This window comes from Streptomyces sp. NPDC053432 (genome assembly GCF_055585365.1).
This window is the reverse complement of the sequence record NZ_JBVJKF010000023.1, coordinates 89,801-113,819: the sequence shown is the minus strand read 5'-3', so window position 1 is coordinate 113,819 and position 24,019 is coordinate 89,801. Positions and strand designations below refer to the sequence as shown.

General features: G+C 73.0%; 22 protein-coding genes. 7 read left to right on the top strand and 15 right to left on the bottom strand.

Annotated elements, in window-relative coordinates; translation table 11 throughout:
* Nucleotides 1-67: 67 nt before the first annotated feature.
* Entirely contained in the window at nucleotides 68-499 is a 432-nt protein-coding gene (locus tag ACZ6Y1_RS30500; protein WP_469637088.1) for a DUF2000 domain-containing protein, read from the bottom strand.
* 111 nt (nucleotides 500-610) lie between these two features.
* Here ACZ6Y1_RS30500 and ACZ6Y1_RS30495 point away from each other — a divergent pair, with 111 nt between their 5' ends.
* Nucleotides 611-1,147 carry an Lrp/AsnC family transcriptional regulator gene (locus ACZ6Y1_RS30495; protein WP_469637085.1) on the top strand — a complete coding sequence of 179 codons (537 nt, stop codon included), beginning with the start codon at nucleotides 611-613 and terminating at the stop codon, nucleotides 1,145-1,147.
* Between the two features lie 111 nt (nucleotides 1,148-1,258).
* Here the strand turns inward: ACZ6Y1_RS30495 and ACZ6Y1_RS30490 are convergent, their stop codons facing one another.
* The 7 genes from ACZ6Y1_RS30490 to ACZ6Y1_RS30460 form a co-directional block, all read right to left on the bottom strand.
* A complete protein-coding gene (locus tag ACZ6Y1_RS30490; RefSeq protein ID WP_469637082.1) occupies nucleotides 1,259-2,431 on the bottom strand; it encodes an aminotransferase class I/II-fold pyridoxal phosphate-dependent enzyme in 1,173 nt (390 codons plus the stop codon).
* An 88-nt stretch (nucleotides 2,432-2,519) separates the two neighbouring features.
* Nucleotides 2,520-3,731, bottom strand: coding sequence for a cytochrome P450 (locus ACZ6Y1_RS30485; RefSeq protein ID WP_469637079.1), 1,212 nt, complete (start codon nucleotides 3,729-3,731; stop codon nucleotides 2,520-2,522).
* A complete protein-coding gene (locus ACZ6Y1_RS30480; RefSeq protein WP_469637076.1) occupies nucleotides 3,728-5,680 on the bottom strand; it encodes an amino acid adenylation domain-containing protein in 1,953 nt (650 codons plus the stop codon). Before ACZ6Y1_RS30480 ends, ACZ6Y1_RS30485 begins: the two co-directional genes overlap by 4 nt.
* Before the next feature lie 26 nt (nucleotides 5,681-5,706).
* Nucleotides 5,707-6,882 (bottom strand): pyridoxal phosphate-dependent aminotransferase, encoded by a 1,176-nt coding sequence (locus ACZ6Y1_RS30475; protein WP_469637073.1) that lies wholly within the window; start codon nucleotides 6,880-6,882, stop codon nucleotides 5,707-5,709.
* The gene (gene leuD / locus ACZ6Y1_RS30470) at nucleotides 6,879-7,505 is read right to left on the bottom strand and encodes a 3-isopropylmalate dehydratase small subunit (RefSeq protein ID WP_469637068.1); all 627 of its coding nucleotides are present in this window, start codon (nucleotides 7,503-7,505) and stop codon (nucleotides 6,879-6,881) included. The genes ACZ6Y1_RS30475 and leuD overlap by 4 nt, the downstream gene beginning before the upstream one ends.
* A complete protein-coding gene (gene leuC / locus ACZ6Y1_RS30465; protein ID WP_469637065.1) occupies nucleotides 7,502-9,013 on the bottom strand; it encodes a 3-isopropylmalate dehydratase large subunit in 1,512 nt (503 codons plus the stop codon). Before leuC ends, leuD begins: the two co-directional genes overlap by 4 nt.
* Nucleotides 9,013-10,197 carry a LeuA family protein gene (locus ACZ6Y1_RS30460; RefSeq protein ID WP_469637063.1) on the bottom strand — a complete coding sequence of 395 codons (1,185 nt, stop codon included), beginning with the start codon at nucleotides 10,195-10,197 and terminating at the stop codon, nucleotides 9,013-9,015. The genes leuC and ACZ6Y1_RS30460 overlap by 1 nt, the downstream gene beginning before the upstream one ends.
* Nucleotides 10,198-10,688: 491 nt before the next feature.
* Between ACZ6Y1_RS30460 and ACZ6Y1_RS30455 the strand changes: the two genes are divergently transcribed.
* Nucleotides 10,689-11,489, top strand: coding sequence for a thioesterase II family protein (locus tag ACZ6Y1_RS30455; RefSeq protein WP_469637059.1), 801 nt, complete (start codon nucleotides 10,689-10,691; stop codon nucleotides 11,487-11,489).
* On the opposite strand, the gene ACZ6Y1_RS30450 is transcribed toward ACZ6Y1_RS30455, so the two are convergent.
* The 6 genes from ACZ6Y1_RS30450 to ACZ6Y1_RS30425 form a co-directional block, all read right to left on the bottom strand.
* Entirely contained in the window at nucleotides 11,402-12,784 is a 1,383-nt protein-coding gene (locus ACZ6Y1_RS30450) for an APC family permease (RefSeq protein WP_469637056.1), read from the bottom strand. The two genes, ACZ6Y1_RS30455 and ACZ6Y1_RS30450, sit on opposite strands and share 88 nt — an antisense overlap.
* A 282-nt stretch (nucleotides 12,785-13,066) precedes the next feature.
* Complete coding sequence (locus ACZ6Y1_RS30445; protein ID WP_469637053.1) at nucleotides 13,067-13,948, bottom strand: branched-chain amino acid aminotransferase; 882 nt, start codon at nucleotides 13,946-13,948, stop codon at nucleotides 13,067-13,069.
* Nucleotides 13,945-15,231, bottom strand: coding sequence for an ATP-grasp domain-containing protein (locus ACZ6Y1_RS30440; RefSeq protein WP_469637050.1), 1,287 nt, complete (start codon nucleotides 15,229-15,231; stop codon nucleotides 13,945-13,947). The genes ACZ6Y1_RS30445 and ACZ6Y1_RS30440 overlap by 4 nt, the downstream gene beginning before the upstream one ends.
* The gene (locus ACZ6Y1_RS30435) at nucleotides 15,228-16,292 is read right to left on the bottom strand and encodes a DMT family transporter (protein ID WP_469637047.1); all 1,065 of its coding nucleotides are present in this window, start codon (nucleotides 16,290-16,292) and stop codon (nucleotides 15,228-15,230) included. Before ACZ6Y1_RS30435 ends, ACZ6Y1_RS30440 begins: the two co-directional genes overlap by 4 nt.
* Entirely contained in the window at nucleotides 16,286-17,578 is a 1,293-nt protein-coding gene (locus ACZ6Y1_RS30430) for a DUF6421 family protein (RefSeq protein ID WP_469637044.1), read from the bottom strand. The genes ACZ6Y1_RS30435 and ACZ6Y1_RS30430 overlap by 7 nt, the downstream gene beginning before the upstream one ends.
* A complete protein-coding gene (locus ACZ6Y1_RS30425; RefSeq protein ID WP_469637041.1) occupies nucleotides 17,575-18,144 on the bottom strand; it encodes a type 2 periplasmic-binding domain-containing protein in 570 nt (189 codons plus the stop codon). The genes ACZ6Y1_RS30430 and ACZ6Y1_RS30425 overlap by 4 nt, the downstream gene beginning before the upstream one ends.
* A gap of 447 nt (nucleotides 18,145-18,591) precedes the next feature.
* Between ACZ6Y1_RS30425 and ACZ6Y1_RS30420 the strand changes: the two genes are divergently transcribed.
* On the top strand, nucleotides 18,592-19,101 hold the full coding sequence (locus ACZ6Y1_RS30420; RefSeq protein WP_469637037.1) for a hypothetical protein: 510 nt from the start codon (nucleotides 18,592-18,594) through the stop codon (nucleotides 19,099-19,101).
* Here the strand turns inward: ACZ6Y1_RS30420 and ACZ6Y1_RS30415 are convergent.
* Nucleotides 19,098-19,859: an alpha/beta fold hydrolase gene (locus ACZ6Y1_RS30415; protein ID WP_469637034.1), complete on the bottom strand. Its 762-nt coding sequence runs from the start codon at nucleotides 19,857-19,859 to the stop codon at nucleotides 19,098-19,100. The two genes, ACZ6Y1_RS30420 and ACZ6Y1_RS30415, sit on opposite strands and share 4 nt — an antisense overlap.
* 75 nt (nucleotides 19,860-19,934) lie before the next feature.
* Here ACZ6Y1_RS30415 and ACZ6Y1_RS30410 point away from each other — a divergent pair, with 75 nt between their 5' ends.
* The 4 genes from ACZ6Y1_RS30410 to ACZ6Y1_RS30395 all read left to right on the top strand — a co-directional run bounded on the left by ACZ6Y1_RS30410 (nucleotide 19,935) and on the right by ACZ6Y1_RS30395 (nucleotide 23,968).
* Complete coding sequence (locus ACZ6Y1_RS30410) at nucleotides 19,935-20,630, top strand: 4'-phosphopantetheinyl transferase family protein (RefSeq protein WP_469637030.1); 696 nt, start codon at nucleotides 19,935-19,937, stop codon at nucleotides 20,628-20,630.
* 144 nt (nucleotides 20,631-20,774) lie between these two features.
* The gene (locus ACZ6Y1_RS30405) at nucleotides 20,775-21,218 is read left to right on the top strand and encodes a GNAT family N-acetyltransferase (RefSeq protein WP_469637027.1); all 444 of its coding nucleotides are present in this window, start codon (nucleotides 20,775-20,777) and stop codon (nucleotides 21,216-21,218) included.
* An 89-nt stretch (nucleotides 21,219-21,307) separates the two neighbouring features.
* Nucleotides 21,308-22,474: a S8 family peptidase gene (locus ACZ6Y1_RS30400; protein ID WP_469637024.1), complete on the top strand. Its 1,167-nt coding sequence runs from the start codon at nucleotides 21,308-21,310 to the stop codon at nucleotides 22,472-22,474.
* Nucleotides 22,475-22,678: 204 nt separating this feature from the next.
* Complete coding sequence (locus ACZ6Y1_RS30395; RefSeq protein WP_469637022.1) at nucleotides 22,679-23,968, top strand: hypothetical protein; 1,290 nt, start codon at nucleotides 22,679-22,681, stop codon at nucleotides 23,966-23,968.
* Nucleotides 23,969-24,019 lie beyond the last annotated feature (51 nt).

The following is a 24,019-nucleotide window of genomic DNA, read 5'->3' as shown; positions in this document are numbered from 1 at the left end:
CGGCGGCGGGGGGAGGTGGCTGCGCCCGCGTGCGGGGGACGGTGCCGCGGGCGCAGCGTCGAGGGGGTCACACGGCTGCCGGCACCGCTCCCAGCAGGGGCAGGTGGCGGGTCAGCCTCGACACCTTGTTCCGCGGGCCGTGGACGATCACGCCGAGGTACTCGAGCGCGTCCGCGGGCACGGCCTTCAGCTCCGTCAGGTAGTCCTCGTAGTCACGGGACCGGCGGGCGGTCTCGTTGAGGGAGACCACCTGCACGTCGTCGGCCGCGGAGGCCCGTTCGAGCAGGGCCCCGAGCGCCTCCTCGGACGCCGACAGGACGGGGATCGGGTGGACGTTCAGCCCGGCGTGGGTCCGCCCGGAGGCGTCCTCGCCGTCCCGGCCGAGGGAGTCGCCGATCCGGCCGCCGAGGGAGAGTGCGAGCACCGCCGAAGCGTTCACCGCGTGCGCCACGGGCAAGTCCTCCCGGAGGACGAGAGCAACCTTCGTTTGCACGGCCATGCACCTCACAAGGAATCATTCTGTGTGCGTTCCGGCTCGATGCTAGACCGATGGATGCCAGGTTCGGGGAACTGCCGAACGTTTGACTGCCCGACTGGCACAATGCGGTCCATGGACGAACTTGATGCGGCGATCATCAGGAATCTGCAACTGAACGCACGGCAGTCCAACCGGGAGTTGGCCCGCCGGGTCGGGGTCGCGCCGTCGACCTCGCTCGAACGCGTCAGGCTCCTGGAGGAGCAGGGCGTCATCACCGGCTACCGCGCCGAACTGGACCTCGCCGCGCTGAACCGGGACTACCAGGCCTTCGTGGCCGCGCAGGTCCGCCCCCTCAACCGCGCGGTGATCAGCGCGTTCGAGGAGTCGGTCGGCAAACTCCCCGAGGTCCTCGGCGTCTTCGTTGTCGCGGGCAGCGACGACTTCCTCATCCACGTCGCGGTCCAGAACAACGAGGCCCTGCACGCCTTCCTGATGGACCGGCTCAGCCAGCGGCGCGAGATCGTGGGCTTCCGAACGATCGTGATCTTCCGGCATTCCTCCCCACCGCTGATCTCCGCGCTGCCGGACGCGACGCCGAAGCGCGCCGGCGTGCGCGGGCGCCGGGGACGGCAGGCCCGCGCCGCCGGGGAATCCGGCCTGGACGGCTGACGCCGGGCCACCGCGCCGGCCGCGGACGCCCGATCACCGCGCCGGCCGCGGACGCCCGATCACCGCGCCGGCCGCGGACGCCGGGCCCACCGCGCCGCCCGCTGACGCCGGTCAGCGGGCCGCCGAGGCCAGCCTCTGCGCCGCCTCCTCCAGGACCTCGCGCCCCTTGCAGAAGCCGAAACGGGCCAGCCAGCGGGGCGCGTCCGCGTTCTGCTGGAAGGCGCTCGTGGGCACGGCCACCACCCCGGCCCGTTCCGGGAGTTCGCGGCAGAAGGCCGTGCCGTCGTCGTAACCCCACGGACGTACGTCGACCTGGACGAAGTAGCCGCCCTCCCCCGGGAACGCCACGAGCCCCGCCTTGCGCAGGCCGAGCGTCAACAGGTCGCGGTTCGCCTGCAGTTCGTCGCGCAGCCCCTCGACCCACCGCGTCCCGGAGTCCAGCATCGCCGCCACCGCCACCTGGAAGGGGGTGCCGGAGGCGTACGTCAGGAACTGCTTGGTCGAGGCCACCGCGGCGACGAGGTGCGCCGGGCCGCAGGCCCAGCCGATCTTCCAGCCGGTGACGTTGAGGGACTTGCCGGCCGAGGAGATCACCAGGGTGCGCTCGCGCATCCCGGGCAGCGAGGCGATCGAGAGGTGGCGGCGGCCGTCGTACACCAGGTGCTCGTACACCTCGTCGGTGACGACCGTCAGATCGTGCTCCCGGCAGAGCACGGCGATCGTCTCCAGCTCGTGCCGGGTGAAGACCTTGCCCGTCGGGTTGTGCGGGGAATTGAGCAGCAGGACGCGGGTGCGCGGGCCGACCGCCGCGCGCAGGGCGCCGGGGTCCAGCTCGAACCCGTGCTCCGTGACGGCGAGTGCGGCGGCGACCACCCGGGCGCCCGCCATCCGTGCTCCGGCCGGGTAGGCGTCGTAGCAGGGGTCGAAGGTGAGCACCTCGTCGCCCGGGTCGCAGAAGGCGAGCAGGGCCGCGGCGACGGCCTCGGTGGCGCCCGTCGTGATCAGGACCTCGTCCCCGGGCCGGTACCCGACCCCGGTGTGGGCGAGCCGGTGGGCGGCCACGGCCTCCTTCAGCTCGGGCAGGCCGGTGGCCGGCGGGTACTGGTTGCGGCCCGCCTCGACGGCCCGCGCCGCGTGGCGCAGGATGTCCGGGGAGCTCGGCAGCTCCGGGACGCCCTGACCGAGGTTGATGGAACCGGTGCGCTCGGCGAGCCGGGTCATCTCGGTGAAGATCGACGTCCCGAGGTGGCCGGTCCGCTCCGCGGGTGTCCAGCGTTCGGACATGTCAGCGACACTCTCCTGGTTCGTGGTGTCGGGGCGGGACGCGCCGCGGCGCGTCCCGCCCCACCGCTTCACGGCTCGGCCGTGGGGTTCACTTCAGGGTGATGGGCATGCGGGTGATGCCCTGGATGAAGTTGGAGCGCAGCCGCCGGACCGGGCCGGACAGCTCGATGCCGAGCCGCGGGTCGGTCATCTCCCGGAAGAGGATGCCCAGTTCGGTATGCGCCACCATCGCGCCGATGCACCGGTGGATGCCCACCCCGTAGGACAGGTGCCGGTTGGGCGTCCGGTCGACGAGGAAGGAGTCCGGGTCGTCGAACTGTGCCGCGTCCCGGTTGGCCGAGACGTTCCACAGGGTGACGGAGTCGCCCGCGCGCACCTGGCGGTCGCCGATCCACTGGTCGGCGGTGGCCACCCGCATCACGTACGCGTTGGTGGAGCTCCAGCGCAGGATCTCGTTGACGGCGCTGTCCATCAGGTCCGGCCGCGCCCTGAGCAGTGCGAGCTGGTCGGGGTGCTCGTGCAGGGCCAGCAGTCCGGAGCAGGCCGTGTAGGAGGACGTCTCGTTGCCGCCGACGGCGACGTTCATGCAGTTGTAGAGGATGTCCTCCTCGGGCCAGGGACGTCCGTTGCGCTCGGCCTCGATCAGGAAGCTGACGAGGTCGTCCCCGGGGTTGCGGCGGCGCTCCCGGACGATCTCCGCGAAGAACTCGAAGATGTCCGCCTGGATCACCGCGAGCCGCAGCCGCTCGTCGTCGGTGGTGTCGACGTAGACCGGATCACGGAAGCCGATCATCTTGCGGGTCAGGTCGATCAGCTCCCGCGCCTCGCCGTGCGAGACGCCCATCATCGCCATGACGGCGCCGGCCGGCAGCTCCGGCGCGATGTCGGTGGCGAAGTCGCAGCCCCCGTCGGCCCGGGCGCGCTCGACGGCCGCCCGTACCAGTTCGGTGACCTGGCGGGCCACCCGCTGCAGGATGCGCTGGGTGAAGGCACGGTGCACCACCTGGCGGATGTGCCGCTGGCGGGGCGGGTCGGAGGCCACCAGCATCCGGCCCGCGGACGGGTCGGCCTGGCTGCGGAAGGAGCCGCCCAGCATGGGGCCGCCCTCCGAGCTGAGCGTCTCGTGGTCGTTGTAGAGGCGGGCGACGTCGTCGTAGCGGGTGACCGCCCAGAACCCGCCGCCGTCCATGGCGTGCCAGTGCACGGGGTCGTGCTCCCGCAGCCAGGCCAGCATGTCGTAGTGGCGGCCCGCGACGAAGGCGTCCGGGTCGGTCAGGTCGATGCTCACCGCGGTGCTCATGCGCTCACCGGCTCCTCGCGCTTGGCACGGATGATTCCGGCCAGGGCGCCCAGCTCACCCGTGACCAGGATCTCCCGCGCGCTGATCTCCACCTTCAGCTGGCGCACGAGCCTGCGCTGCATCCGGAAGGCGAGCAGGGAATTGCCGCCGAGCGCGAAGAAGTCGTCGTGGACGCCGATCTCCTCGACCGCGAGCAGCTCGCTCCACAGCTCCGCCAGGTACGCCTCCGTCTCGTCGCGCGGGGGCACGTGCTCGGCGCGGTGGCGCAGGTGGTCCTCGACCATCCGCGCCAGGAGGCCGGTGTCCCGCTTGCCGTGGTCGTTGGCGGGGATCTCCGCGACCCGGACGAGCGCGCCGGGGACCATGAAGTCGGGCAGGGCCTCCTGCGCGTAGGCGCGCAGGTCCTTCATGGACAGCTCGTCGTGCGGGACCACCAGGGCCACCAGGTGGCGGTCGGATCCGGCGCCCGCGGCGAGCACGGCGACGTCGCGCAGCTGCGGATGGTGGCTGAGCACGCGTTCCACCTCGCGGGGCTCGACCCGGTAGCCGCGGATCTTCACCTGGTCGTCGGCGCGCCCGACGTAGCGCAGCGTGCCGTCCTCGTCCAGGCGGACCAGGTCGCCGGTGGCGTACATCCGGCCGGCCGGGGCGTCCGGATCGGGCAGGAAGCGCTCGGCGGTCAGGCCGGGGCGGCCCAGGTAGCCGCGGGCCACGCCGGGGCCCGCGATGTGCAGTTCGCCGACCGTGCCCGCGGGCACCGGGTCGAGCCCGGCGTCCAGCACGTGCAGGGCGGTGCCGGCCAGGGCGCGGCCGATGGGCACGCTGTCGCCGCTGTCGGACACCTCGGTGACGTGGTGCGCCGAGCAGGCGGTCGTCCCCTCCGTGGGGCCGTAGAGGTTGTACAGCTCACCGGAGAACGAGCTCTTCAGCAGCTGCCGGCAGGCCTCGGGCAGGACGACGTCGCCGCCCGTGTGCAGCACCCGCAGCGAGGCGAACGCCTCGCGGTCCTCGGCCACCACGTGGTTGAAGGCCATGGTCGGCACGAGCATCGCGGTGATGCGGCGCCTGCGCAGCTCCCGGCCGAGGTCGCCGGTGAGCAGGTCCGGCATGGTCGGCAGGACGACGATCTCCGCGCCGCCCGCGAAGGCGAACCACGCCTCGAAGTGGAAGGCGTCGAAGGAAAGGCTCGACACGTGGCCGACCCGGTCCTCGGGCGTGAGGGCGGGCAGCGCCGGGTTGGTGGCGAAGTGGACGATGTTGCCGTGCTCCAGGACGACGCCCTTGGGGGTGCCGGAGGAGCCCGAGGTGAACAGGACACTGGCCGCGTGCGCCCGGTGCACGTCGGGCAGGGCGCCAGGCGTCGCGGGCGCGTCGCCGAGGTCGTACTCCCACACGGGCAGGTCCGTGCCGCTGTCCGCGAGCAGCTCGCGTCCGCCGGGGTCGGTGACGGCCAGGACGGGCCGGCTCTCGCTCAGCATGAGGTCGCGGCGGGCGTCCGGGTAGCGGGTGTCGACCGGCACGTAGGCGGCGCCGGCCTTCAGGATGCCGAGCAGGGTGACGAAGACGGGGACGCCGCGCTTCAGGTGGTAGGCGACGCGCTCGCCCGGACCCGCGCCCCGTTCGATCAGGGCGGCGGCGACCCGGTCGGACAGCGCGTCGAGCTCCGTGTAGCTGAGCCGGTTCCCGTCGTCGCTGACGGCGGGGCGGTCGGGGTGGCGGCGGACCGTGTCGCGGAACAGGGCCACGAGGGTGCCGGGGCTGCCGGGCAGCGCCGCGGGCACCGGGGGCTCGCCGGGGAGGGTGTCGGCGTGGGCGACGCACGCCTCGCGGGTGCCCTCGAATCCCGCCGGCTGCCAGCCGGAGGGCAGCGGGCGCGCCGCGGGCCAGATGCTCAGGGCGCCGTCGGTGTCGCGTATCAGGGTGAACAGGTCGGAACGGGATGCAGTCATATCGGACTCTCGTCGGGAGGAAGCGGTCACAGGCCGTCGGCGAGCCGGCGTTCGGCTTCGGCCAGGACGGCCGGGCTCTTGTTGAAGGCGATGCGGACGTGTCCGGAATCGGCGGTGTGGTCCCGGAAGAAACATCGGCCGGGTACGACCAGCACGCGTCGTCGCGTGGCCAGCCCTCTGACGAAGCTCTCGCAGTCCTCCTCGGTGATCCGGCTGATGTCGGCCATGACGTAGCAGCCGCCCTCCGGCGCGCGGCACGGCAGTCCGGCCTCGTTGAACAGGGCGACCGTGCGGTCCCGCAGCGCCTCCAGTTGGGCGGCCGGGTCCCACGAGGCGTCCAGGAGGATGCCGGACTCGGCGACGGCCCGCTGGAACGGCCCGCTGGCGCTGAAGCTGGTGGCCAGGTGCACGGCCCGCAGCCGCTCGGTGACCGGTGCGGCGGCCTGGAGGTGGCCGATGCGCCAGCCGCTGAGCGCGTACGCCTTCGACAGGCTGCCGATCACGATGCTGCGTTCGCGCAGGGCGGGGATCTGCGCCGCGGAGGTGTGCCGCGCGCCGTCGTAGACGAAGGGGGCGTACACCTCGTCGGAGATGACCGTCACGTTCCACTTCTCGCAGAGCGAGCCGAGTTCCTCCAGCTCCTCCCGGGTGAGGGTGCGGCCGGTGGGATTGGCCGGGGAGTTGACGACCACGGCCTTCGTACGGGGTCCGAAGGCCTGCTCCAGTTCCTTCGGGTCCCAGCGCCAGTCGGGGGCCCGCAGCTTCACGAAGCGGGGTACTCCCCCGGCCAGGGCCAGGGCCGCGAGGAAGTTCTCGTAGAACGGTTCGAGGAGCACCACCTCGTCGCCCGGGTCGATCGTGGCGAGCATCGCGACGGACAGCGCCTCGGAGGCGCCGGTGGTGATGGTCAGCTCGGTCAGCGGGTCCACCGGGTGGGGCAGCCTCCGCGCGAGCTGGGCGCGCAGGTCGGGGTTGCCGCTGGTGTCCTCGTACTGCTGGTCTCCCCGCTGGAGCTGGCGGACGGCGGCGTCCAGGACGGCCTGCGGCGGCCGCGGGGTGCCGGGCACTCCTCCGGCGAGGTCGAGCGCGCCCAGCTCGTTGCCGAGGTGCAGGAGCTGGGCGAGGGCGCCGGCGGGCAGGGCCCCCACGCGCCGCGCACCGTGCGGCAGCGTGCCGGCCGGGGCAAGGGTGGTGGTGCTCATGTCGCCTCCTGTGGGGTCCTGAGGGAGGGCATCCAGTACGGCCGTCCCGACTCGAAGGCGGTGATGGCGTCCGCCTTGCGCAGGGTGACGGCGATGTCGTCGTAGCCGTTCAGGAGCAGCCAGCGGGTGCGCTGCTCCAGCTCGAAGGGCCAGGTCCCGCCGCCCGCGGTCACCCGGAGGGCTTCGACGTCGACGGTGACCTCGAAGGACGGGTCGCGCTCGGAGGCGGTGAGGAGCTCCTCCATCGCGGATTCCGGCAGGGTGACGGCGAGGAGCTGGTTCTTCAGGGCGTTGCGCCGGAAGATGTCGCCGAACCGCGAGGACAGGACCGCGGTGAAGCCCCAGTCGCGCAGCCCCCAGACGGCGTGCTCGCGCGAGCTGCCCGTGCCGAAGTCGGGTCCGGCGAGGAGCACGCTGCTGCCCGCCCGCTCGGGTCGTTCGAGGACGAAGTCCGGCTCCTGGCGCCAGCGGTGGAAGACGGCGTCCTCGAAGCCCGTCTTCGCGACGCGTTTGCAGAACTCGGCCGGCATGATCTGGTCGGTGTCGACGTTGCTCCGGCGCAGCGGAACGGTCCGGCCGGTGTGGCGGACGAGGGGCCTGAGTGTTCCGGCGGGTGATGTCATGAGGGCTCCCCGGTGGTGGCCGTCAGGTCCCCGGGAGCGGCCAGCCGTCCGGCGACCGCGGTCGCGGCGGCGACGGCCGGGGAGACGAGGTGGACCCTGGAGCGGCCGCCCAGGCGTCCTTCGAAGTTCCGGTTGGAGGTGGTGGCGACCCGTTCCCGCCCCTGGGCGCGGTCCGGGTTGAGCCCCGGGCACATGGAGCAGCCGGGCATCCGCCACTCGGCGCCCGCGGACTTGAACACCCGGTCCAGTTCCTCCGCCTCGGCCAGCCTGCGCACCTCGGCCGAGCCCGGCACCACCAGCATCCGGACGCCTTCGGCGAGGGCCCGCCCGCGCAGCACGTCGGCCGCGGCCCGCAGGTCCTCCAGGCGGCCGTTGGTGCACGAGCCGAGGAACACGGCGTCGACGGGGATGTCGCGGAGGGGGGTGCCGGGGGTGAGGTCCATGTACTGCAGGGCCCGGCGGGCCGCGGTGCGTTCCGCTTCGTCGGTGAACTCCTCGGGCGAGGGGATCCGGCCCGAGACGGGGACCGTCTGGCCGGGGTTGGTTCCCCAGGACACCTGCGGTGAGAGGGCGGTGACGTCGATGGTGACGGTACGGTCGAACACCGCGCCGGGGTCCGTGGCCAGCGACCGCCAGTGGGCGAGCGCCTCCTCGCGGGCCGCGCCGGCCGGGGCGTACGGCAGTCCGTCGAGGTAGTCGAAGGTCACCTCGTCGGGTGCGAACATCCCCGCCCGGGCACCGGCCTCGATGCTCATGTTGCACATCGTCATCCGGCCCTCCATGGAGAGGGTGCGCAGCCCCTCCCCGCGGTACTCCAGGACGTGGCCCTGGGCGCCGCCGGGGCCGATCCGGGCGATGAGGGCGAGGATCAGGTCCTTGGCGGTGACGTCGGCGGGCGGTGTTCCGGTGAACTCCACGGCCATGGTGCGCGGCCGGGACAGGGAAAGGGTCTGGGTGGCCAGCACGTGCTCGACGTCGCTGGTGCCGATCCCGAAGGCCAGGGCTCCGAACGCGCCCAGCGTGGAGGTGTGGCTGTCCCCGCAGACGGCGGTCATACCGGGCTGGATCAGGCCCAGCTGGGGTGCGATGACGTGGACGATGCCCTGCTGGTCGTCGCCCATGCGGTGGAGCCGGATGCCGTGCTCGGCGCAGTTGCGGCGCAGCGTCTCCAGTTGCAGGCGGCCGACCGGATCGTGCAGTTCGGTCGTGTCCGTGGGGACGTTGTGGTCCTCGACCGCGAGCGTCAGGTCGGGGCGCCGCACCGGGCGGCCCGTCAGGCGCAGGCCGTCGAACGCCTGCGGCGAGGTGACCTCGTGCATCAGGTGCAGGTCGATGTAGAGCAGGTCGTCCTCTGCGGCCCCGGCTGCGGGCGCGGCGCCGGGCTGGGCGTCAGGCGCGGCCCCGGGCCCGGGGGCGGGTCCGGGAGCGGGTTCGGGAGCGGGTTCGGGAGCGGGTTTCACGAGGTGCAGTTGCCAGACCTTTTCGGCCAGGGTGAGCGGGCGGCCCATCAGACCTCCGCGGCGACGGGCACCGCGCCGAGCTCACGTGCCAGCCGGTCCTTGACCACGGACAGTTCCTCGCAGTCGCCGCCGGCGCGCTCCGCGACGTGCTCGCGGTACAGCTCGGTCAGCCGGTCCTCGTCCACCTGGACGCCGAGTTCGTCGAGCAGGTGGCGCAGCACGGAGCGCCCGGAGTGGCGGCCGATCAGGATGGAGCGCTGCCGGCCGAAGCGGGCGGGCTCCACGTACTCGTACGTCGCCGGGTTCCGCAGGACTCCCTGCTGGTGGACGCCGGCGGCGGTGCCGAAGGCGTATGTCCCGAAGATCGCCTTGTTCCGCGGCTCCTCCAGCCGGATGATCTCGCGCAGGGTCTCGTAGGCCTCGTACATGCCCTCGGTCCTGATGTCGGTGCGCAGTCCGAGCTGTTCGCCCTTGTACGAGAGCAGCGCGGCCAGTTCTTCCAGGGCGGTGTTGCCGGCGCGCTCGCCGATGCCGCCGAGCGTCGCCTGGACCTCGTCCGCGCCCGCCTTCAGACCGGCCACGGCGTTCGCGAGGGCGAGACCGAAGTCGTCGTGGCAGTGGGTGGAGATCCGGACGGGCGAGGGGGCCCATTCGCGGAACCTGGCTATGAGGTCTCCGTACTCCTCGGGCGTCATGCACCCGGAGGTGTCGCCGATCACGAAGCAGTCGGCGCCCGCTTCGATGGCGCTGACGGTGATCGCCCGGAGCAGGTCGTGCTCACCGCGGCTGGCGTCCTCGATGGGCACCGAGACGGAGGCGACGCCGAGGCTGCGGGCGAAGGACACCGCGTCCACGACCTCGTCGATGGCCTCTTTGCGGGTGATCTGGCGCTTGTGCACCAGGTGCAGGTCGCTTCCCGTGGCCATCACCTGCACCTCGTGCCGGTCGACGCCGCCGGCCTCGACGGCCTTCTCGATGTCGGCGCGCACCGCGCGGCAGAAGGTGACGAACTTCGCCGTGGTCAAATTCTTGGAAATCAGCCGAGTCGCTTCGAACTCGCTGGGCGATGAAGCCGGAAATCCGGTTTCAATCGAATCAACACCCAGCGCCTCGATCCGGAGTGCGAGCCTCAGTTTGTCCTGCGGACTCATGGCATTCGCCGGTGCCTGTTCACCATCACGGAGTGTCGTGTCAAAGACAGAAATTCGACGCGTGGGGGCTTCCTGGTGCATTGAGATCCTTCCAGCTGAAGTAGGACAGATCATGCATGCCGGTGAAGTTGCAATATGCCGGAAGATTTGCCGCATGACGGCGGGTTCCGTGCAAGGCAGACTCACCGTACAACAGGTCGATTGCGTCAGTCCATCGATATTCGAGTGGGCGAGTCGACCTGACTGCCCGTCAGAGAGCATTCGTCAAGCGTGATTGCCTGAATTCATCCTTGCATCCGTCCGCGCCTCCGAGCTCACTCCGACCACTCCCCCAGGACCTCCGGCCGAAAGTTCCGACGAGTTTCCGATTTGAGTGCAGGACATCTTCCCGCACAGGGGTTGAGCTGGACGATCGCCACCCGTGGCGCAATGACGACAGTTTCCTCACAGGCATTTTCCGGCCAGCGGCAAGCTTAGCCGCGTGTTAAATTCACAAACATTCCCAAGGAATCCCTTGACATCTCCACCGGGCTCGATGGCAGAGTCATGACCGCTTTACGAAAGGAGCGCCCATGACAGGTATCGAGAAGTCCAGGAGTTACTACCGGACAGGGGAGCGCGACGCTCCGGTCCGGCTCCTCGCGTTTCATCACGGAGGCGGATCAGCCCTGTCGTTCCTGCCCTTGACCAGAAGGCTCCCGGTCGAATGCGAGGCGTTCCTCTTCGAACTGGAAGGCAGGCCGGGTGAAGGCGATCAGCGGCCGGCCGCGCATTTCTCGGAGGCCTGTGCGCGATTCACCGAGGATGCCGTGGACATCGTCGACCGCCCCACCATCGTGATAGGGCACAGTCTCGGCGCGCTATTCGCCCACAACGTCTCCGGGCAGCTTCCGCCCGGGCAGCGCGATCTGCTGCACACCGTGATCGTCTCGGCTTCCCGTTCGGCCGTTTCCACGGCGGAAGGCGCACCGATGCCGGACCGGCCGTTCGTGGTCCGCACCGAGGAAAGCCTGCTGGCGGATCTGCGCACGTTCGGCGGCGTCCAGCCGGAACTGCTGGAGGATCCGGATTTCCGGGAGGTCGCCGTCACCCTGCTCGGCCACGACCTCCATCTGGCGGACACCTACGTGGCCCTGCCGGGCGGGCCGACCGGAATTCCCCATCAGGTCTGGTACGGCACGGACGACACGACGCTCCCGGAACAGGAGCGGCTCCGCTGGGACGAAAGCTGCGCGCCCACGAATCCGCCGCCGCACCGCGGATTTCCCGGCGGCCATTTCTATCTCTACGAGCGTTCCGAACCGGAGGCCGCGCTCGCCGAACTCGTCGCGGCGGCGGCGACCTCTCCGGCGGGCTCCCCCTCCTCCGCCTGAATGCCCGACCCCGTCCCCGCTCCCGTCCGCACGAGGCGCCCGTCCGCCGGGCGCCGACGCCGGTTCCGGGAGCGCAGGTACAGCATCGCGCCGCCGCCCACCAGCAGCGGCAGGACCAGCAGCCATCCGCTGAACGCCATGACCACGATGGTGAACACGGTCGCGACGAGCGCGGCCCACCACATCGGCGTGCCGCGGCGCAGCAGCCGCAGCGAGGCCGCCATCCCGGCGGCCGTGACCGCCGCCAGGAACGCCGACGTCGCGCGCATCAGCGGATCGATCGCCAGCGGCAGCAGCCACGCGACGAGCGTGAACGCCCCGGTGAGCACGGCCTGCACGGTCAGGCTGCGCCGCGGGACCTGGCCCGCGCTGCCGCCCTTCGCCAGCCAGCCGGGCAGCGCCCCGTCCCGGCCGAGCGCGGCCCCGAGCCGGGCCGCCCCGGCGATGAAGGTGTTCACCGCGCCCAGGCTCAGACAGAGCGCGGCCGCCGCGGTCAGCCCGCGGGCGCCGTCCCCGAGCCCCGTCACCAGCAGGTCCATCAGGGGCACCGCGGAGGTGCGGGCGCTGTCGCCGAGCACGCCGATGGTGACGAACGACAGGCCGAGGTAGAGCACTCCGACGATCGACAGGGTGATGGCCGTGGCGCGCGGCAGGTGCCGGCCGGGATCGGCGAACTCGGCGGAGAGGTGGCTGGCCGCCTCCCAGCCGCTGAACGCGTAGAAGAGCACCAGGGCGGCGGAGCCCACGGAGAGCCACCCGTCCGGCATGAAGGGCGTGAAGCGGTCCGCGGAGACGTGCGGGACCGCGAACGCGGTCGCGCTCACGAGCAGCAGCACCAGGAGGCCGACGAGCACCAGCTGCAGCCGGCCCGACACCTGCAGCCCCGCGTAGTTGGCGGCGACCGCCACGGCCAGGATGAGCGCGGCCGCCCCGTACTCGGCGCCCTGCGGCAGTCCGAGCACCACGGCCAGGTAGTTGCCCCCGGCCAGCGCGCCGGCCAGGACCCCCACCGGGACCGCGGCGTAGAACAGCCAGCCCACGCAGGCCGAGGCCCGCGGGCCGAACGCCCGGGCGACGAAGGACGAGACCCCGCCGCCGTCCGGGTACCGGGCGCCCAGGACGGCGAACGTCAGGGCGACGGGCACACTGAGCAGCAGCAGCACCGCCCACGAGATCATCGAGGCGGGTCCCGCGGCGGCGGCCGCCAGCGCGGGCAGGGCCAGCACCCCCGGTCCCAGCACAGCCCCCATGTACAGGGCGGTGCCCTGTCCCAGCCCCAGGCGTCCCCCGTGCATGGGCGTTCCCCTTCCCTACGGCGCGCTCCCGGCCGGGGCCGGAGCGCGCCTGTTCAGACCACGCAGGGTGAGCTTAGGGAGCAATCCGGGGATCAAGAATGGGCACCGTACGAACATTCGGAGGGAGGCCCGGATGCGCGTCACCCACGGCCATGTGGTGGGTCCGGAAGCGGAACGGCCGGTCATTTGATCGCACCGGCAGAACCTGCCGACGGGTGGGTGCATTTGACATGTACTCACCCAACGTGACCGCCCGGCCACCGAGTGGAGGCCGGTGCGGCCTCACCCCGAGCGGACGAGCCGTCCGTACGCCTCCGCCAGGGCCGAGGTGACCTTCCCCACGGCGTACGTGCGGTGGTCGACGGCGCTGACCGGCTGCACCTCGTACGCCGTCCCCGTGAGGAACACCTCCTCGGCGCGGTCGAGTTCGGCCGGGTCGATCCGGCGCACGACCACCTCGACGCCGAGTTCGCCGGCGAGCGCGATGACCGTCCGCCGGGTGATGCCGTCGAGGAAGGCGTCCGCGGTCGGGGTGTGCAGGGCGCCGTCGATCACCAGGAAGAGGTTGGCCCCGGTGGCCTCGGCGAGGCGGCCGCGGAGGTCGAGGAGCAGGGCGTCGTCGTAGCCCGCCGCCTCGGCCTCGTCGCGGGCCAGGGTGCAGATGTTGTACAGGGACGCGGCCTTGGCCCGCACCGGCGCCGTCGCCGGGTCGGGGCGGCGCCACGTGGAGGTCCGCAGCCGTATCCCCCGGCCGGCCGCCTCGGAGGAGAACACATGTGGCCACTCCCACGCCGCCACGGCGACGTGCGCGGTGGTGCCGGCCCCGGAGACGCTGATCTGCTCGCTGCCCCGCCAGGCGACCGGCCGGACGTAGCCGTCCACGATGCCCTCGCGCCGTACGAGTTCCCGCGCGGCGGCGTCGAGGGCGTCCGCCGTGAACGGCAGCGAGTAGTTCAGCTCCCGGGCCGAGGCGCACAGCCGCTCGGCGTGCTCCGGGGACTTGAACATCCGGCCGCCGTAGACCCGGATGCCCTCGAAGACGGCGCCGCCGTAGTGCAGGCCGTGGGAGAGCACGTGCAGCCGGGCCTCGCGCCAGGGCACGAACCGCCCGTCCAGCCAGATCGTGCCGTCACGGTCGTCCAGGGGAACCAGCGGACCGGTCACGAGGCGGCTCCCTCGGAGGGCGCGGGGGCGTAGTCGATGCGGACGGCCCGCTCCAGGTGCGCGTGGAACTCCTCCGCCTCGGCGGTGTCCGCGTGCCGGGACAGTACGAAGGCCGGGTAGCCGGTGAAGTCCGGGTAGGGGCGCACCACGTCGCCCGGGGCGAGCATCTGCACGACGTGGTCGACCCGCGGATCGGCCCGTACCCCGTCGAGCCCGTGGACGGCCGTGATCGTGCCGTGGCCGCCGCACGGCACGATGTAGTTGGCCGCCGCCGCGACGGCCTCGGCGAGGCCCTCCCGGACCGTGACGGTGGGCTCCAGGCCCGCCGCGAGGCGCAGCGCCTGACCGGCGAAGTCGATGCCGGTGACGTGTCCGGCGATGTAGTGGGAGACGCCGGAGCCGCCGATCCGCGCGCCCATCTCCAGCAGGTACGGGGTGGAACCGCCGCGCAGGCGCAGCTCGGTGTGGGTGGGGCCGTACGAGACGCCCAGCGCGGTGTGGGCGGCGGTCACCTCCCGCACGACGTCGGCCCGGACGGCCTCGGGCAGCGCGGCGGGCGCCCGGTAGACGCTCTCCTCGAAGTACGGGCCCTGCGGGTCGCCCTTGTAGCCGATGGAGAGGACCTGCACCCGGCCCTCGTGCACCAGCGACTCGACGGCGTACTCGGGCCCGTCCAGGTACTCCTCGACGATCAGGCCCGCGCCCCCGTCGGCGGTGCCGGCCGACACCCGGCGGACCTCCGCGACCACCGCGCCGAGGGCGGCCGAGGAGTCGGCGCGGGTCACCCCGAGGCTGGACATGCCGAGCGCGGGCTTGACCACGACCGGGAAGGTCAGGCCGGCCGACTCCACGGTCGCGGCGGGGTCGTCGGCGGGGTCGAGGCGGACGAAGCGCGGCACGTTCAGCCCGGCCCCGGCGAGGCGCTCGCGCATGACCCGCTTGTCCTGGGCGCTGCGCGCGACCTCCACGCCGATGCCGGGCAGCCCGAGGAGCTCGGCCGCCTCCGCGGCGAAGGGCACGAGGGGGTCGTAGAGGGTGACGACGCCGTCGAAGGGGGCGGCCTCGTGCCGCTTGCGCAGGGCCTCCAGGGCGCCGGCCGGGTCCGCCGGCAGGTCCAGGGGCAGCAACTCGACGACGGCGGGGGGCAGCCGGTCCGGGTCCACGCGCTCGTCGGGGCGCGGGACGAGGACCAGGTCGATGCCGGCGCGCTCGGCGGCCTCGAAGACCCAGGGCAGGCCGGCGCGCTGGTGGAGCAGGACGAGGGTGGGGCGGGAGTCGGTCACGAGGGGTTCCTTGGCACGGTGGTCTCCGCCGCGGCGGAGGAGGAGGGATCGGAACAGCGGGAGGGATCGGAGGCGGCGGCCGGGGCGGGCGGCTCCGCGGCCGTGGCCCGGCTCCGCGCGGGGCCGCCGCCGACGGTGAGCCGTACCCCGGCGGCCGAGGCGGCGATCAGCAGTACGGACAGCGCACCCGGCGGGCCGGCCGAGCCCAGGGCCCACTCGCCGAGCCGTACGAGGAAGGGGACGGCGAGCCCCAGGGCCGAGGTGAACAGCGGCCCCCTGCGCAGGATCAGCTCGTGCGAGATGAGGAAGACGGGGGCGGTGAGGACCCCGCCGAGCACGGCCACCCCGCCCCAGTCCGCCGCGGACACCCCGCCGAGCGGCACGAACAGCACCGCCGTGAGGCCGAGCATGAGCGTGCCCGCCCCGGTGACCGCGGGCAGGGCCGCGAGCGCCGGTACGTCCGCCATGCGCTGCCGGTAGACGTAGCCGTAGAAGGCGTACGTGAAGGTCCCGCCGAAGGCGAGCAGCCCGCCGGAGAGGAGGGCGCCCGTCCCGGGGCCGCCCCCGGTGGCCGCGGCGCCGTCGGCCAGCAGGAAGCCGACCGCGCCGCAGCCGGCGAGCGCCGTACCCAGCACCTTGCGCCGCGAGTTCGCCTCGCGGAAGGCGAGGACGCCGACGACGAAGGTGATGCACGGCAGCAGCGAGACGATCAGCCCGACCCGCGACGCCCCCACGTACCGGGTTCCGAGCAGGGTCCCCGTGTAGTAGGCGAAGAACCCGAGGAACGCCAGGGCCAGTACGGTGCGGGGCCGGGCGGCGGCGGTACGCACCCCGCTGCGGCCGCGCGGGGTCAGCACGGCGAACAGGGTGATCGCCACGAAGGCCGTGGCGGTGCGCCCGGCGGCCACCGCGAGCGGCGGCACCCCGGCGACCAGGTGTCCGGAGAGCAGCCAGCCCGCGGAGAGCAGCAGGACCATCCCGGCCGCGAGGGCCGGTACGACCGCGCGCCCGCCCCTGCCCCCGCCGCCGGGCGGGTGGCCGGGGGCGGCCGGGGTCACCATTCCGCCCGGGCGAACTCCAGCGGCGGCAGCCGGTCCAGGCCGGCCTTGGCCCGGAGCAGTACGCGCTGGTCCTCGGTGAAGGAGTACCGCTGCCCGGGCTCGCCCTGGGGGAGGTGGCGGCGGACCAGTTCCTTCGCGGTGGTCCGGTACTCGTCGTCGGTGGTGACCTCGGCCTCCAGCTTCTCGATGGTGGCCACGTACGTGCGCAGCGCCTCCAGGGCCCGGTCGCGGTCGAGCCGCAGGAGAGCGCCGTCCTCGGGGGAGCCGAGGAGGGCGCCGTGCTCGCGGAACCAGGAGTACAGGAAGACGCCGGTGCCGGAGTCGAAGTTGCGGGTGGCGTCGTCGGCCTGCGGGTAGCGGAAGACCCGTTCGAGCAGGATCATGTCGATCTGCTCGTCCGCGAAGGGCACGAGGCCGCTGTCGGCGCAGGCCAGCACGGTCTTGGCGTCGACCTTGATCTCCTCCAGGAGTCCGACGAACCAGTTCATCTTCAGGGAGATGTTCTCGTCGAACGGCCACAGGCCCTGGTAGTGCATCGAGTCGTGGAGGTAGCCCCAGATGGCGCGGGCCTCGTAACAGACGTCGGCGGCGAGGCCGGTGGAGGCGCGCGGCAGCGACTCCGGGGTCAGGACGGCCGCGGCGGCGGGCAGGGCGTACGTCTCGTGGATCTTCCGCATCTTGCCGAAGAAGAACATGGCGTACGGCTGCTCGGTCACCTTGTCGTGCGCCGCCACGTTCTCGGGGAAGAACACGAGGCAGGCGCCGCGGGCGAAGCCCTCGCTGCCCGTGATGAGCACGAGGGCCTGGCAGTTGTTCTTCGGGTGCGGGAAGTCCCCGGCCAGCCGCGCCAGCGCGTCGGGCTCCTTGCGCAGGGCGAGGAAGCATTCGAGGCGCTTGCCCACGGGCGGGGCGCTGTTGGTGCTCTGGACGGGGGCGAGGAAGAAGACCGGTTCGCCGTCGGCCGGGGCGCGCAGGGCGTCGCGGGAGCGGGCGAAGTGGGGGCGGGAGCCGAGTCCGGCCGCCAGCCAGGCGTCGACGTCCAGGACGAGCGCGTCGGCCTGGCCGCCGAGGCCGCGGCGCCGGTACCAGGCGGCGGCCGTGTCGCGTATCCGGCCCAGCAGCTCGGCGTCGGCGGCGGTCGGGTCGGTGACGGTGCCGTCGTCCTGCTGGCGGGTGCGGAACCGGTTGACCAGGGGGATGAGCGTCCGCGTCAACAGGTCTGCCTCGGCCAGGAGTTCCGCCGGGACGTGAGCGGCGCCGGGTGCGAAGCGGCCGGCGGCGGTCATCGGGCGGCCCCCGCGGAGAGCTGGAGCGCGGTGCCGGGCCCGACGGCGAGCACCTGGTGGATGGTGAAGACCATCGGGACGGCGCCGAAGTCGCGCAGGACCCGCAGGCCGCGCTTCTCGGCCGCCACGATGGTGGTGATGCAGCCCTCGACGCGGCCCTCGGCGCAGTCGATGGCGGCCTGGGAGTTGCTCAGGACCTCGTGGACCTCGGCGGTGGCGGGCACGAGGCCCTTGGGTGCCGGGTGGGAGGCGACGGTGGCGGGGACCCGCGTGCCGCTGCTGGCGAGCACCATGTTGTGGGTCGGCATGACGAAGCTGTCGATCATGTGCAGGCGGTGCAGGTTGGAGAAGACCAGCGTGTGCAGGGCCGGGTAGACGGCGCAGGCGGTCAGCGCGTGGCGCCCGTCGTCGGGTACGGCCTCCAGCGCGGCCTCGATCGACGCGTGCAGCTCGACGGTCCCGTCGACACCGCGCCGTCTGAGCCATTCGTGCGAAGCCGCTTCCAGATTGGTGCCGTGCGGACCGAGCGTGTGCAGGTGACGGACCTCGTCGGGGCGTGCGTACATCGTTTTCGGTTGCCCTTCCTGTGGTTCCACTGGGTGGCCTCTACAAAGAACGGGAATCGCCGCCGCCATCGCGAAGGCAAGTGGCGCGATGTTTATCCTCCCATCCCGGATTTCCGCCAGGGCAACGGGGGTTGGAGGAGGACTTGCCGTGCCGGAAACCTACGAGATGACACGCATTCACGGAACGGAATCGGCCGGCATCGCTTGAATTCACCCTTCCCGAGCTGCAATCCGGAAGTCACCGGTTCCATTTTTTTACATTTCACGATCCGTCAGGAACCGCTTATCGGTCGGCCGGGACCCGGGAATCCGGGTGCCCGTTGCGCCGGGGCCGGCGTGGCATCGGGATCCCCCTCAGGTATGACGCCCTGTGGGACCAGGGGCAGTGAAGAGGTTCGTCCTGGGGAGGGACGCGCGGCAGGGGCCCCGGCGCCGAGACTGGACGGCATGAACCGACGCCCGCTCGTCATCGCCGCCGCCACCGTGGGAGTCCTCGCCACCGCAGCCTTCGCGCTGCCCAACCTCCCGCCCAATCCCCTGTCCGACACGATCGACGACCGCCTGTACCAGGAGAAGGGCAAGCGGTACGCCACCGCGGCCGAGGCCCCGACCCGGGGCGATGCCGCCTTCGCCCTGCCCTCGTGGATACCCAGGGACGCCAAGGACGTCCGCATACGGGTGCGCACCACCGGGAGCGCCCGCCTGATCCGCTTCGACCTCGGCAAGACCCCGCTCGACGGCCCGCAGTGCACGGCGGGCACGCCGAACCGGGTCGGGGATCCGGAGCTGGGCGCCCGCTGGTGGCCGCAGCACCTGCGGGCCGAGGTGCGGTCGGAGTGCCGGGACCAGCGCCAGTACCAGGTCGCCGTGCGCGGCAAGCGCGTCTACGCCTGGACGGACGGCACTCCCTCGCCGGGCGCGCATCCGCAGGCCGCCACCCCGGCGAGCGCCCGCTAGCGGGCGAGCAGCGCGGCGGCGGCTTCGGCGAAGGCGTCCGGGTTGTCCAGCATGATGTTGTGCCCGCAGTCGGGGACGGCCACCACGGCGACGCCGGCCGCCTCCATGGCCCCGGCGCCCGGGAGCGGGCCGTCGGCCTCGGGCAGCAGGAAGCCGCGCGGGATCCGCAGGCCGAGCAGCAGCTCCCGCATGGTGGGCACGGTGCCCGCGGCGAGGTGGACGGCGGAGCGGTGCAGGGCGGTGCGGTCGGCCAGCCGCATCGTGGCCCACCAGTGCGCGCCGACCCGGTCGCGGACCTCGGCCCATCCGCCGGCGAGGAACTCCTCCTCGGTGTAGGCGGTGATGCCGCTGCCGGCCCCGGGGACGGGCGGCGTCGGATCCAGGTTGGCGTCGACGAGCAGCAGGCGGGAGACCAGTTCGGGACGGCGGGCGGCGAGCACGACGGCGACGGCTCCGCCCATGCTGTGCCCGATCAGCTCGGCGCCTTCCACGCCCGCCGCGACGAGGGCGGCGGCCAGGGCGTCGGCGTGCGCCTCCAGGGTGTAGTCGAAGTCCCCGGGCCGGTCGCTGTGCCCGTGGCCCAGCAGGTCGACCAGGAGCGAACGGCGCCCGGCGAGCAGCGGGTGCGCGGCGCTCGCCGCGAAGTAGGCGGGAGAGGTGGCTCCGAGTCCGTGCACGTACACGCGCGCCGGTTCCTCCCCCGGGAGTTCGGCCCACCGGATCCGGTCGCCCCCCGCCGTGACGGCTGCACTGCGCACGCTGCTCCCCCTCTGAACGGTCGGTCGGGGGCAAGAGTAGCCAGCCGTTCGCCCGCGTCCTCTAGTCTCGGGCGGGTGATCGATTATGTGAGGCAGCTCGGCGACGCACCCCTGACCGGCCCGCTCGCCGGGGGCGCCGCGGTGGCGGTGTGGTCCCTGGACACCCGGCTGGAAGTGGTCGGCGGGCTCCCGGTCGCCGAGGCGGCGCGGGTGCTCGACGCGGGCGAACTGCTGCAGGCCGGGCGCAAGCTGCGGCCCGCGGACCGGCACCGGTACATCGCCTCGCACATCGGGCTGCGTCTGCTGCTCGGCGGCCGGCTGGGGCTGGCCCCCGCGGAGGTCGCCCTGGTCCGGGAGGACTGCCCGGGCTGCGGGGGCCCGCACGGCCGTCCGGCGGTGGCCGGGGGCGGGGTGCACTTCTCGCTCTCGCACAGCGGCGACGTCGCGTACGTCGCCCTCGCGCCGGTGCCGGTGGGCGTCGACGTCGAGGAGGTGCCGGGCGCGCAGGCGGTGGCAGACGTACTGGGCTCCCTGCATCCCGCGGAGACCGCCGAGCTGACCGCCCTGCCGGAGGCGGACCGGCGGGCCGCACTGGCCCGTGTGTGGTCCCGCAAGGAGGCCTGCCTCAAGGGGATCGGCACCGGGATCGGCCTCGGTCTGGTCGAGCCGTACGTGGGCGCGGGCCCGTCCCCCGCGCACGTCCCGGACTGGCACCTGACCGACCTCCCGTCCCCGCCCGCCTACGCGGCCGCCCTCGCCGTCCACGCGTAGGCCTCCCCAGGGAGCCGGGCGCGGCCGGGCCGGGGCCGGAAGGGCGGGGTGGGAGGGCCGGGGCCGGAAGGGCGGGGTCGGCGGTGCGAGGCCGGAGAGGAGCGGGACGGGCGTGTGCGCCACGCCGGGGGAATCCCGCTCGCCATGCGTCACGCCGCCGTTATCGTGGCCGCCATGGACATCCGCCGGGCCACGAGCCCCGCCGAGCTCACCGCCGCCGAGTCCCTCTTCGACGCACCGGCCCGCCCCGAGTGGTCGGAGCGCTTCCTCGCCGCCCCGGGCCATCTGATGCTCATCGCGTACGTGGACGGCGTGCCCGCCGGCATGGTCTCGGGCATGGAGATGACCCACCCCGACAAGGGCACCGAGATGTGCCTGTACGAGCTGTCCGTGGACGAGGGGTACCGCCGCCGCGGCATCGGCCGCGCGCTGACGCTCGCGCTGGCCGACGAGGCCCGCGCGCGCGGCTGTTACGGCATGTGGGTGGGCGTGGACACCGGCAACGACGCCGCCCTGGCCACCTACGACGCCGCCGGCGCCGTGGACGAGGGCACCTTCTCGATGCGCGGCTGGCCCCTGACGCGGTAGCGGCACACCCACCCCCGCGGCGGCGTGTCGTGCCGCCGGTCGGCGCACCCTCCGCGCGCCCGCGCCGCCGCTGGCCGAGCATCGGCGGCATGACGCCATTCGCCGCCTTCCTGCCCGCCGCCGCGCTCCTCGCGGGAGCCGCCACGGCCCCCGCCCCGACGCCGCACTCCGATGACACCGCCGGCTACGTCGTCGTCCTCGCCGACGCCGCCGCCTCCCGCGCGCCCGCCCGTGCCGCGGCCGCCCTGGCCGCCGAGGCGGCGGAGGCGGGTGACGAGGTCGACGCCGTCTACGAAGCCGCCCTGAGCGGCTTCGCCGTCCGCACCACCCCGGCCCGCGCGGCCGCCCTGGCCGCCGACCCCCGGGTGGCCTCGGTGGAGCCGGACGCGGAGTTCCGCATCTCCGACACCCAGCAGCGACCGCCCTGGTCACTGGACCGCATCGACCAGCGCGAGCTGCCGCTCGACGGGTCGTACACGTACGCGGCGAACGGGCGGGGCGTCACCGCCTACGTCCTGGACACCGGGATCAACGTGAGCCACCGGGAGTTCGGCGGCCGCGCCCGCAGCGGCTACAACGCGGTGTTCATGGAGCGCTCCGGCGACTGCAACGGCCACGGCACGCACGTCGCGGGGACGGTGGGCGGCAGGACCTTCGGTGTCGCGAAGGGCGTGTCGCTGGTCTCGGTGAAGGTGGCCAACTGCCGTGGCTCCGGGCGGCTCTCCGGCATGCTCAAGGGCGTGGAGTGGATGGTGAAGGACGCCGCCAGGCACCCCGGCACCCCGGCGGTGGCCAACATGAGCATGGGCGGCAGCCGCAGCCGCGCCCTGGACAGGGCGGCGGCCCGCGCCGTCGCCGCCGGGATCACCTTCACCGCGGCCGCCGGGAACGACGCCAGGGACGCCTGCACCAGCTCGCCCGGCGCCGTACCCGAGGTCCTCACGGTCGGCGCCAGCGACGACGGCGACCGGTGGGCCCCGTTCTCCAGCCACGGCACGTGCGTGGACCTCGCCGCCCCGGGCGTGGCCGTCGTCTCGGCGTGGAAGGGCTCCCGCACCGCCACGGCCCGGGCCTCCGGCACCTCGATGGCCGCCCCGCACGCGGCGGGCGTGGCCGCGCTGGTCCTGGCGGCCGGGGTGGCCAAGACCCCGGCCCAGGTCACCGCGGCCCTGCTGCACTCGGCCGTCCCGGACCGCCTGGCCGGCCTCCCGGCGGCCACCCCGAACCTGCTGCTGCACACCCCGACCGACCGCTAGGCGGGCAGACGCACCCCGACCGGTCGGTATCCGACGGGCCATCAGACCTTCCCTGATGGCCCATCAATTTCTGTGCGCTTCACACGAAAAGAAGTCATTGACTTCTCACCGCGACGACGAGTCAATATCGGCCACCGCACCGGCTCGACCTCTCCCACACAGCGGGTGGGGGGAGGGTTCGTCTGACGAAGGAGTCGCGACCCAGTGAGTACAACGTTCCGACGAAGAGTCCTGGCCGGGGCGGGCGCATTGTCCCTGGCCCTCACAGGTGGCGTCGTGGGCCTGGCGGGGACGGCTCAGGCCGCGACCAAGACCACAGCCGTTTTCGTGGAGTGCGACGCCCCCGCGCCGCAGGCCGACGCATCCGGCGACCAGAACTTCACGGTCACCCTCCCGGACGGCGCCAAGGCCGGGGACGTCGTCCCGATCAAGATCGACCCGGGCACCAGTCCGCTCATCCCGGCGTTCGCGGTCACCACCGTGAACACCACCAAGGTCGCCCTGCTGGTCAACGGGGCCCCGCAGACCGTGACCGGAGCGCCCGAGACGGTCACCGTCACCCCGGGCGTCCCCCTCGACCCGGGACCGGTCGACGGAACCATCAAGATCCCGGACGGCACCGAGGGCACGACCGTCGACGTGAAGATCGACCAGATGGTCACGGACGCCAACCTCGGTGGCTCGATCTTCACCACCGTCTGCACCCCGAAGCCGCGCCCCAGCGCCACGGTCGGCTCGGTCGCGGTCGAGGCCCTGCCCAAGGACCCGGTCACCACGAAGCTGACGCCCAACAGCGGTGAGGCGGGCACCGCCGTCGTCGCCACCGGCGCCAACTTCCCGGCCGGCGCCGTCACCTGCTCCGCCCTGCTCGCGGGCGCGGCGACCGGTGACACCGGCACGGGCACGGCGGACGCCGCCGGCGTCGCCACCTGCGCCATCACGGTCACCAAGAAGGCCGACGCGATCAAGATCGACGGTGCGACGACCTCCAAGTCGTTCGTCTTCGTCGAGAAGGCGACCGGCGTGAAGAACCCGGTCGACGTGGAGGTCCTGCCCGGACCGCTGGCGCTCGGCCCGAAGGACGGCCAGCCGGCCGTCAGCTTCGGCTCGGTCACCATCAACGGCAAGTCCCAGTCGGTGGTCGGCATGTTCAACGCCGCGACCGTCCAGGACTTCCGCGGCGGCTCGCTCGGCTGGGACGTGACGGCGACCCGTACGCCGTTCCTGAACGCGACGACCGGCCACTCGATGGCGAAGGCGCAGATCGGCATCCAGCCGTCCTGCACCGTCACCAACCCGGACAGCCCGAGCACCTGCACCGCGGGCGCGCCCGGGGCGATCACCGACGTCCCGATGAAGGTGGCCTCGCAGAGCGCCGGCGGCGACGAGCTGACCGGTGGCGAGTTCGCCGTCGGCGGCGCGGGGATGATCCAGCTCCCGCCGTTCATGTTCGCCGACACCTACCAGTCGGTGGTCACCTTCTCCATCGCCTGACCCGTACGGCCCGCTCGGCCCAGGGTGGTGCGGCGCTCCGGCGCCGCACCA

Coding starts and splice junctions, on each gene's coding strand:
- ACZ6Y1_RS30495 (WP_469637085.1), top strand. CDS start 611: ATGGACGAACTTGATGCGGCGATCATCAGGAATCTGCAACTGAACGCA.
- ACZ6Y1_RS30475 (WP_469637073.1), bottom strand. CDS start 6,882: ATGAGCACCACCACCCTTGCCCCGGCCGGCACGCTGCCGCACGGTGCG.
- ACZ6Y1_RS30405 (WP_469637027.1), top strand. CDS start 20,775: ATGCGTCACGCCGCCGTTATCGTGGCCGCCATGGACATCCGCCGGGCC.
- ACZ6Y1_RS30430 (WP_469637044.1), bottom strand. CDS start 17,578: ATGACCGCCGCCGGCCGCTTCGCACCCGGCGCCGCTCACGTCCCGGCG.
- leuC (WP_469637065.1), bottom strand. CDS start 9,013: ATGGGCCGCCCGCTCACCCTGGCCGAAAAGGTCTGGCAACTGCACCTC.
- ACZ6Y1_RS30500 (WP_469637088.1), bottom strand. CDS start 499: ATGGCCGTGCAAACGAAGGTTGCTCTCGTCCTCCGGGAGGACTTGCCC.
- ACZ6Y1_RS30455 (WP_469637059.1), top strand. CDS start 10,689: ATGACAGGTATCGAGAAGTCCAGGAGTTACTACCGGACAGGGGAGCGC.
- ACZ6Y1_RS30485 (WP_469637079.1), bottom strand. CDS start 3,731: ATGAGCACCGCGGTGAGCATCGACCTGACCGACCCGGACGCCTTCGTC.
- ACZ6Y1_RS30420 (WP_469637037.1), top strand. CDS start 18,592: ATGAACCGACGCCCGCTCGTCATCGCCGCCGCCACCGTGGGAGTCCTC.
- ACZ6Y1_RS30490 (WP_469637082.1), bottom strand. CDS start 2,431: ATGTCCGAACGCTGGACACCCGCGGAGCGGACCGGCCACCTCGGGACG.
- ACZ6Y1_RS30400 (WP_469637024.1), top strand. CDS start 21,308: ATGACGCCATTCGCCGCCTTCCTGCCCGCCGCCGCGCTCCTCGCGGGA.
- ACZ6Y1_RS30435 (WP_469637047.1), bottom strand. CDS start 16,292: ATGGTGACCCCGGCCGCCCCCGGCCACCCGCCCGGCGGCGGGGGCAGG.
- ACZ6Y1_RS30425 (WP_469637041.1), bottom strand. CDS start 18,144: ATGTACGCACGCCCCGACGAGGTCCGTCACCTGCACACGCTCGGTCCG.
- ACZ6Y1_RS30460 (WP_469637063.1), bottom strand. CDS start 10,197: ATGCACCAGGAAGCCCCCACGCGTCGAATTTCTGTCTTTGACACGACA.
- ACZ6Y1_RS30450 (WP_469637056.1), bottom strand. CDS start 12,784: ATGCACGGGGGACGCCTGGGGCTGGGACAGGGCACCGCCCTGTACATG.
- leuD (WP_469637068.1), bottom strand. CDS start 7,505: ATGACATCACCCGCCGGAACACTCAGGCCCCTCGTCCGCCACACCGGC.
- ACZ6Y1_RS30480 (WP_469637076.1), bottom strand. CDS start 5,680: ATGACTGCATCCCGTTCCGACCTGTTCACCCTGATACGCGACACCGAC.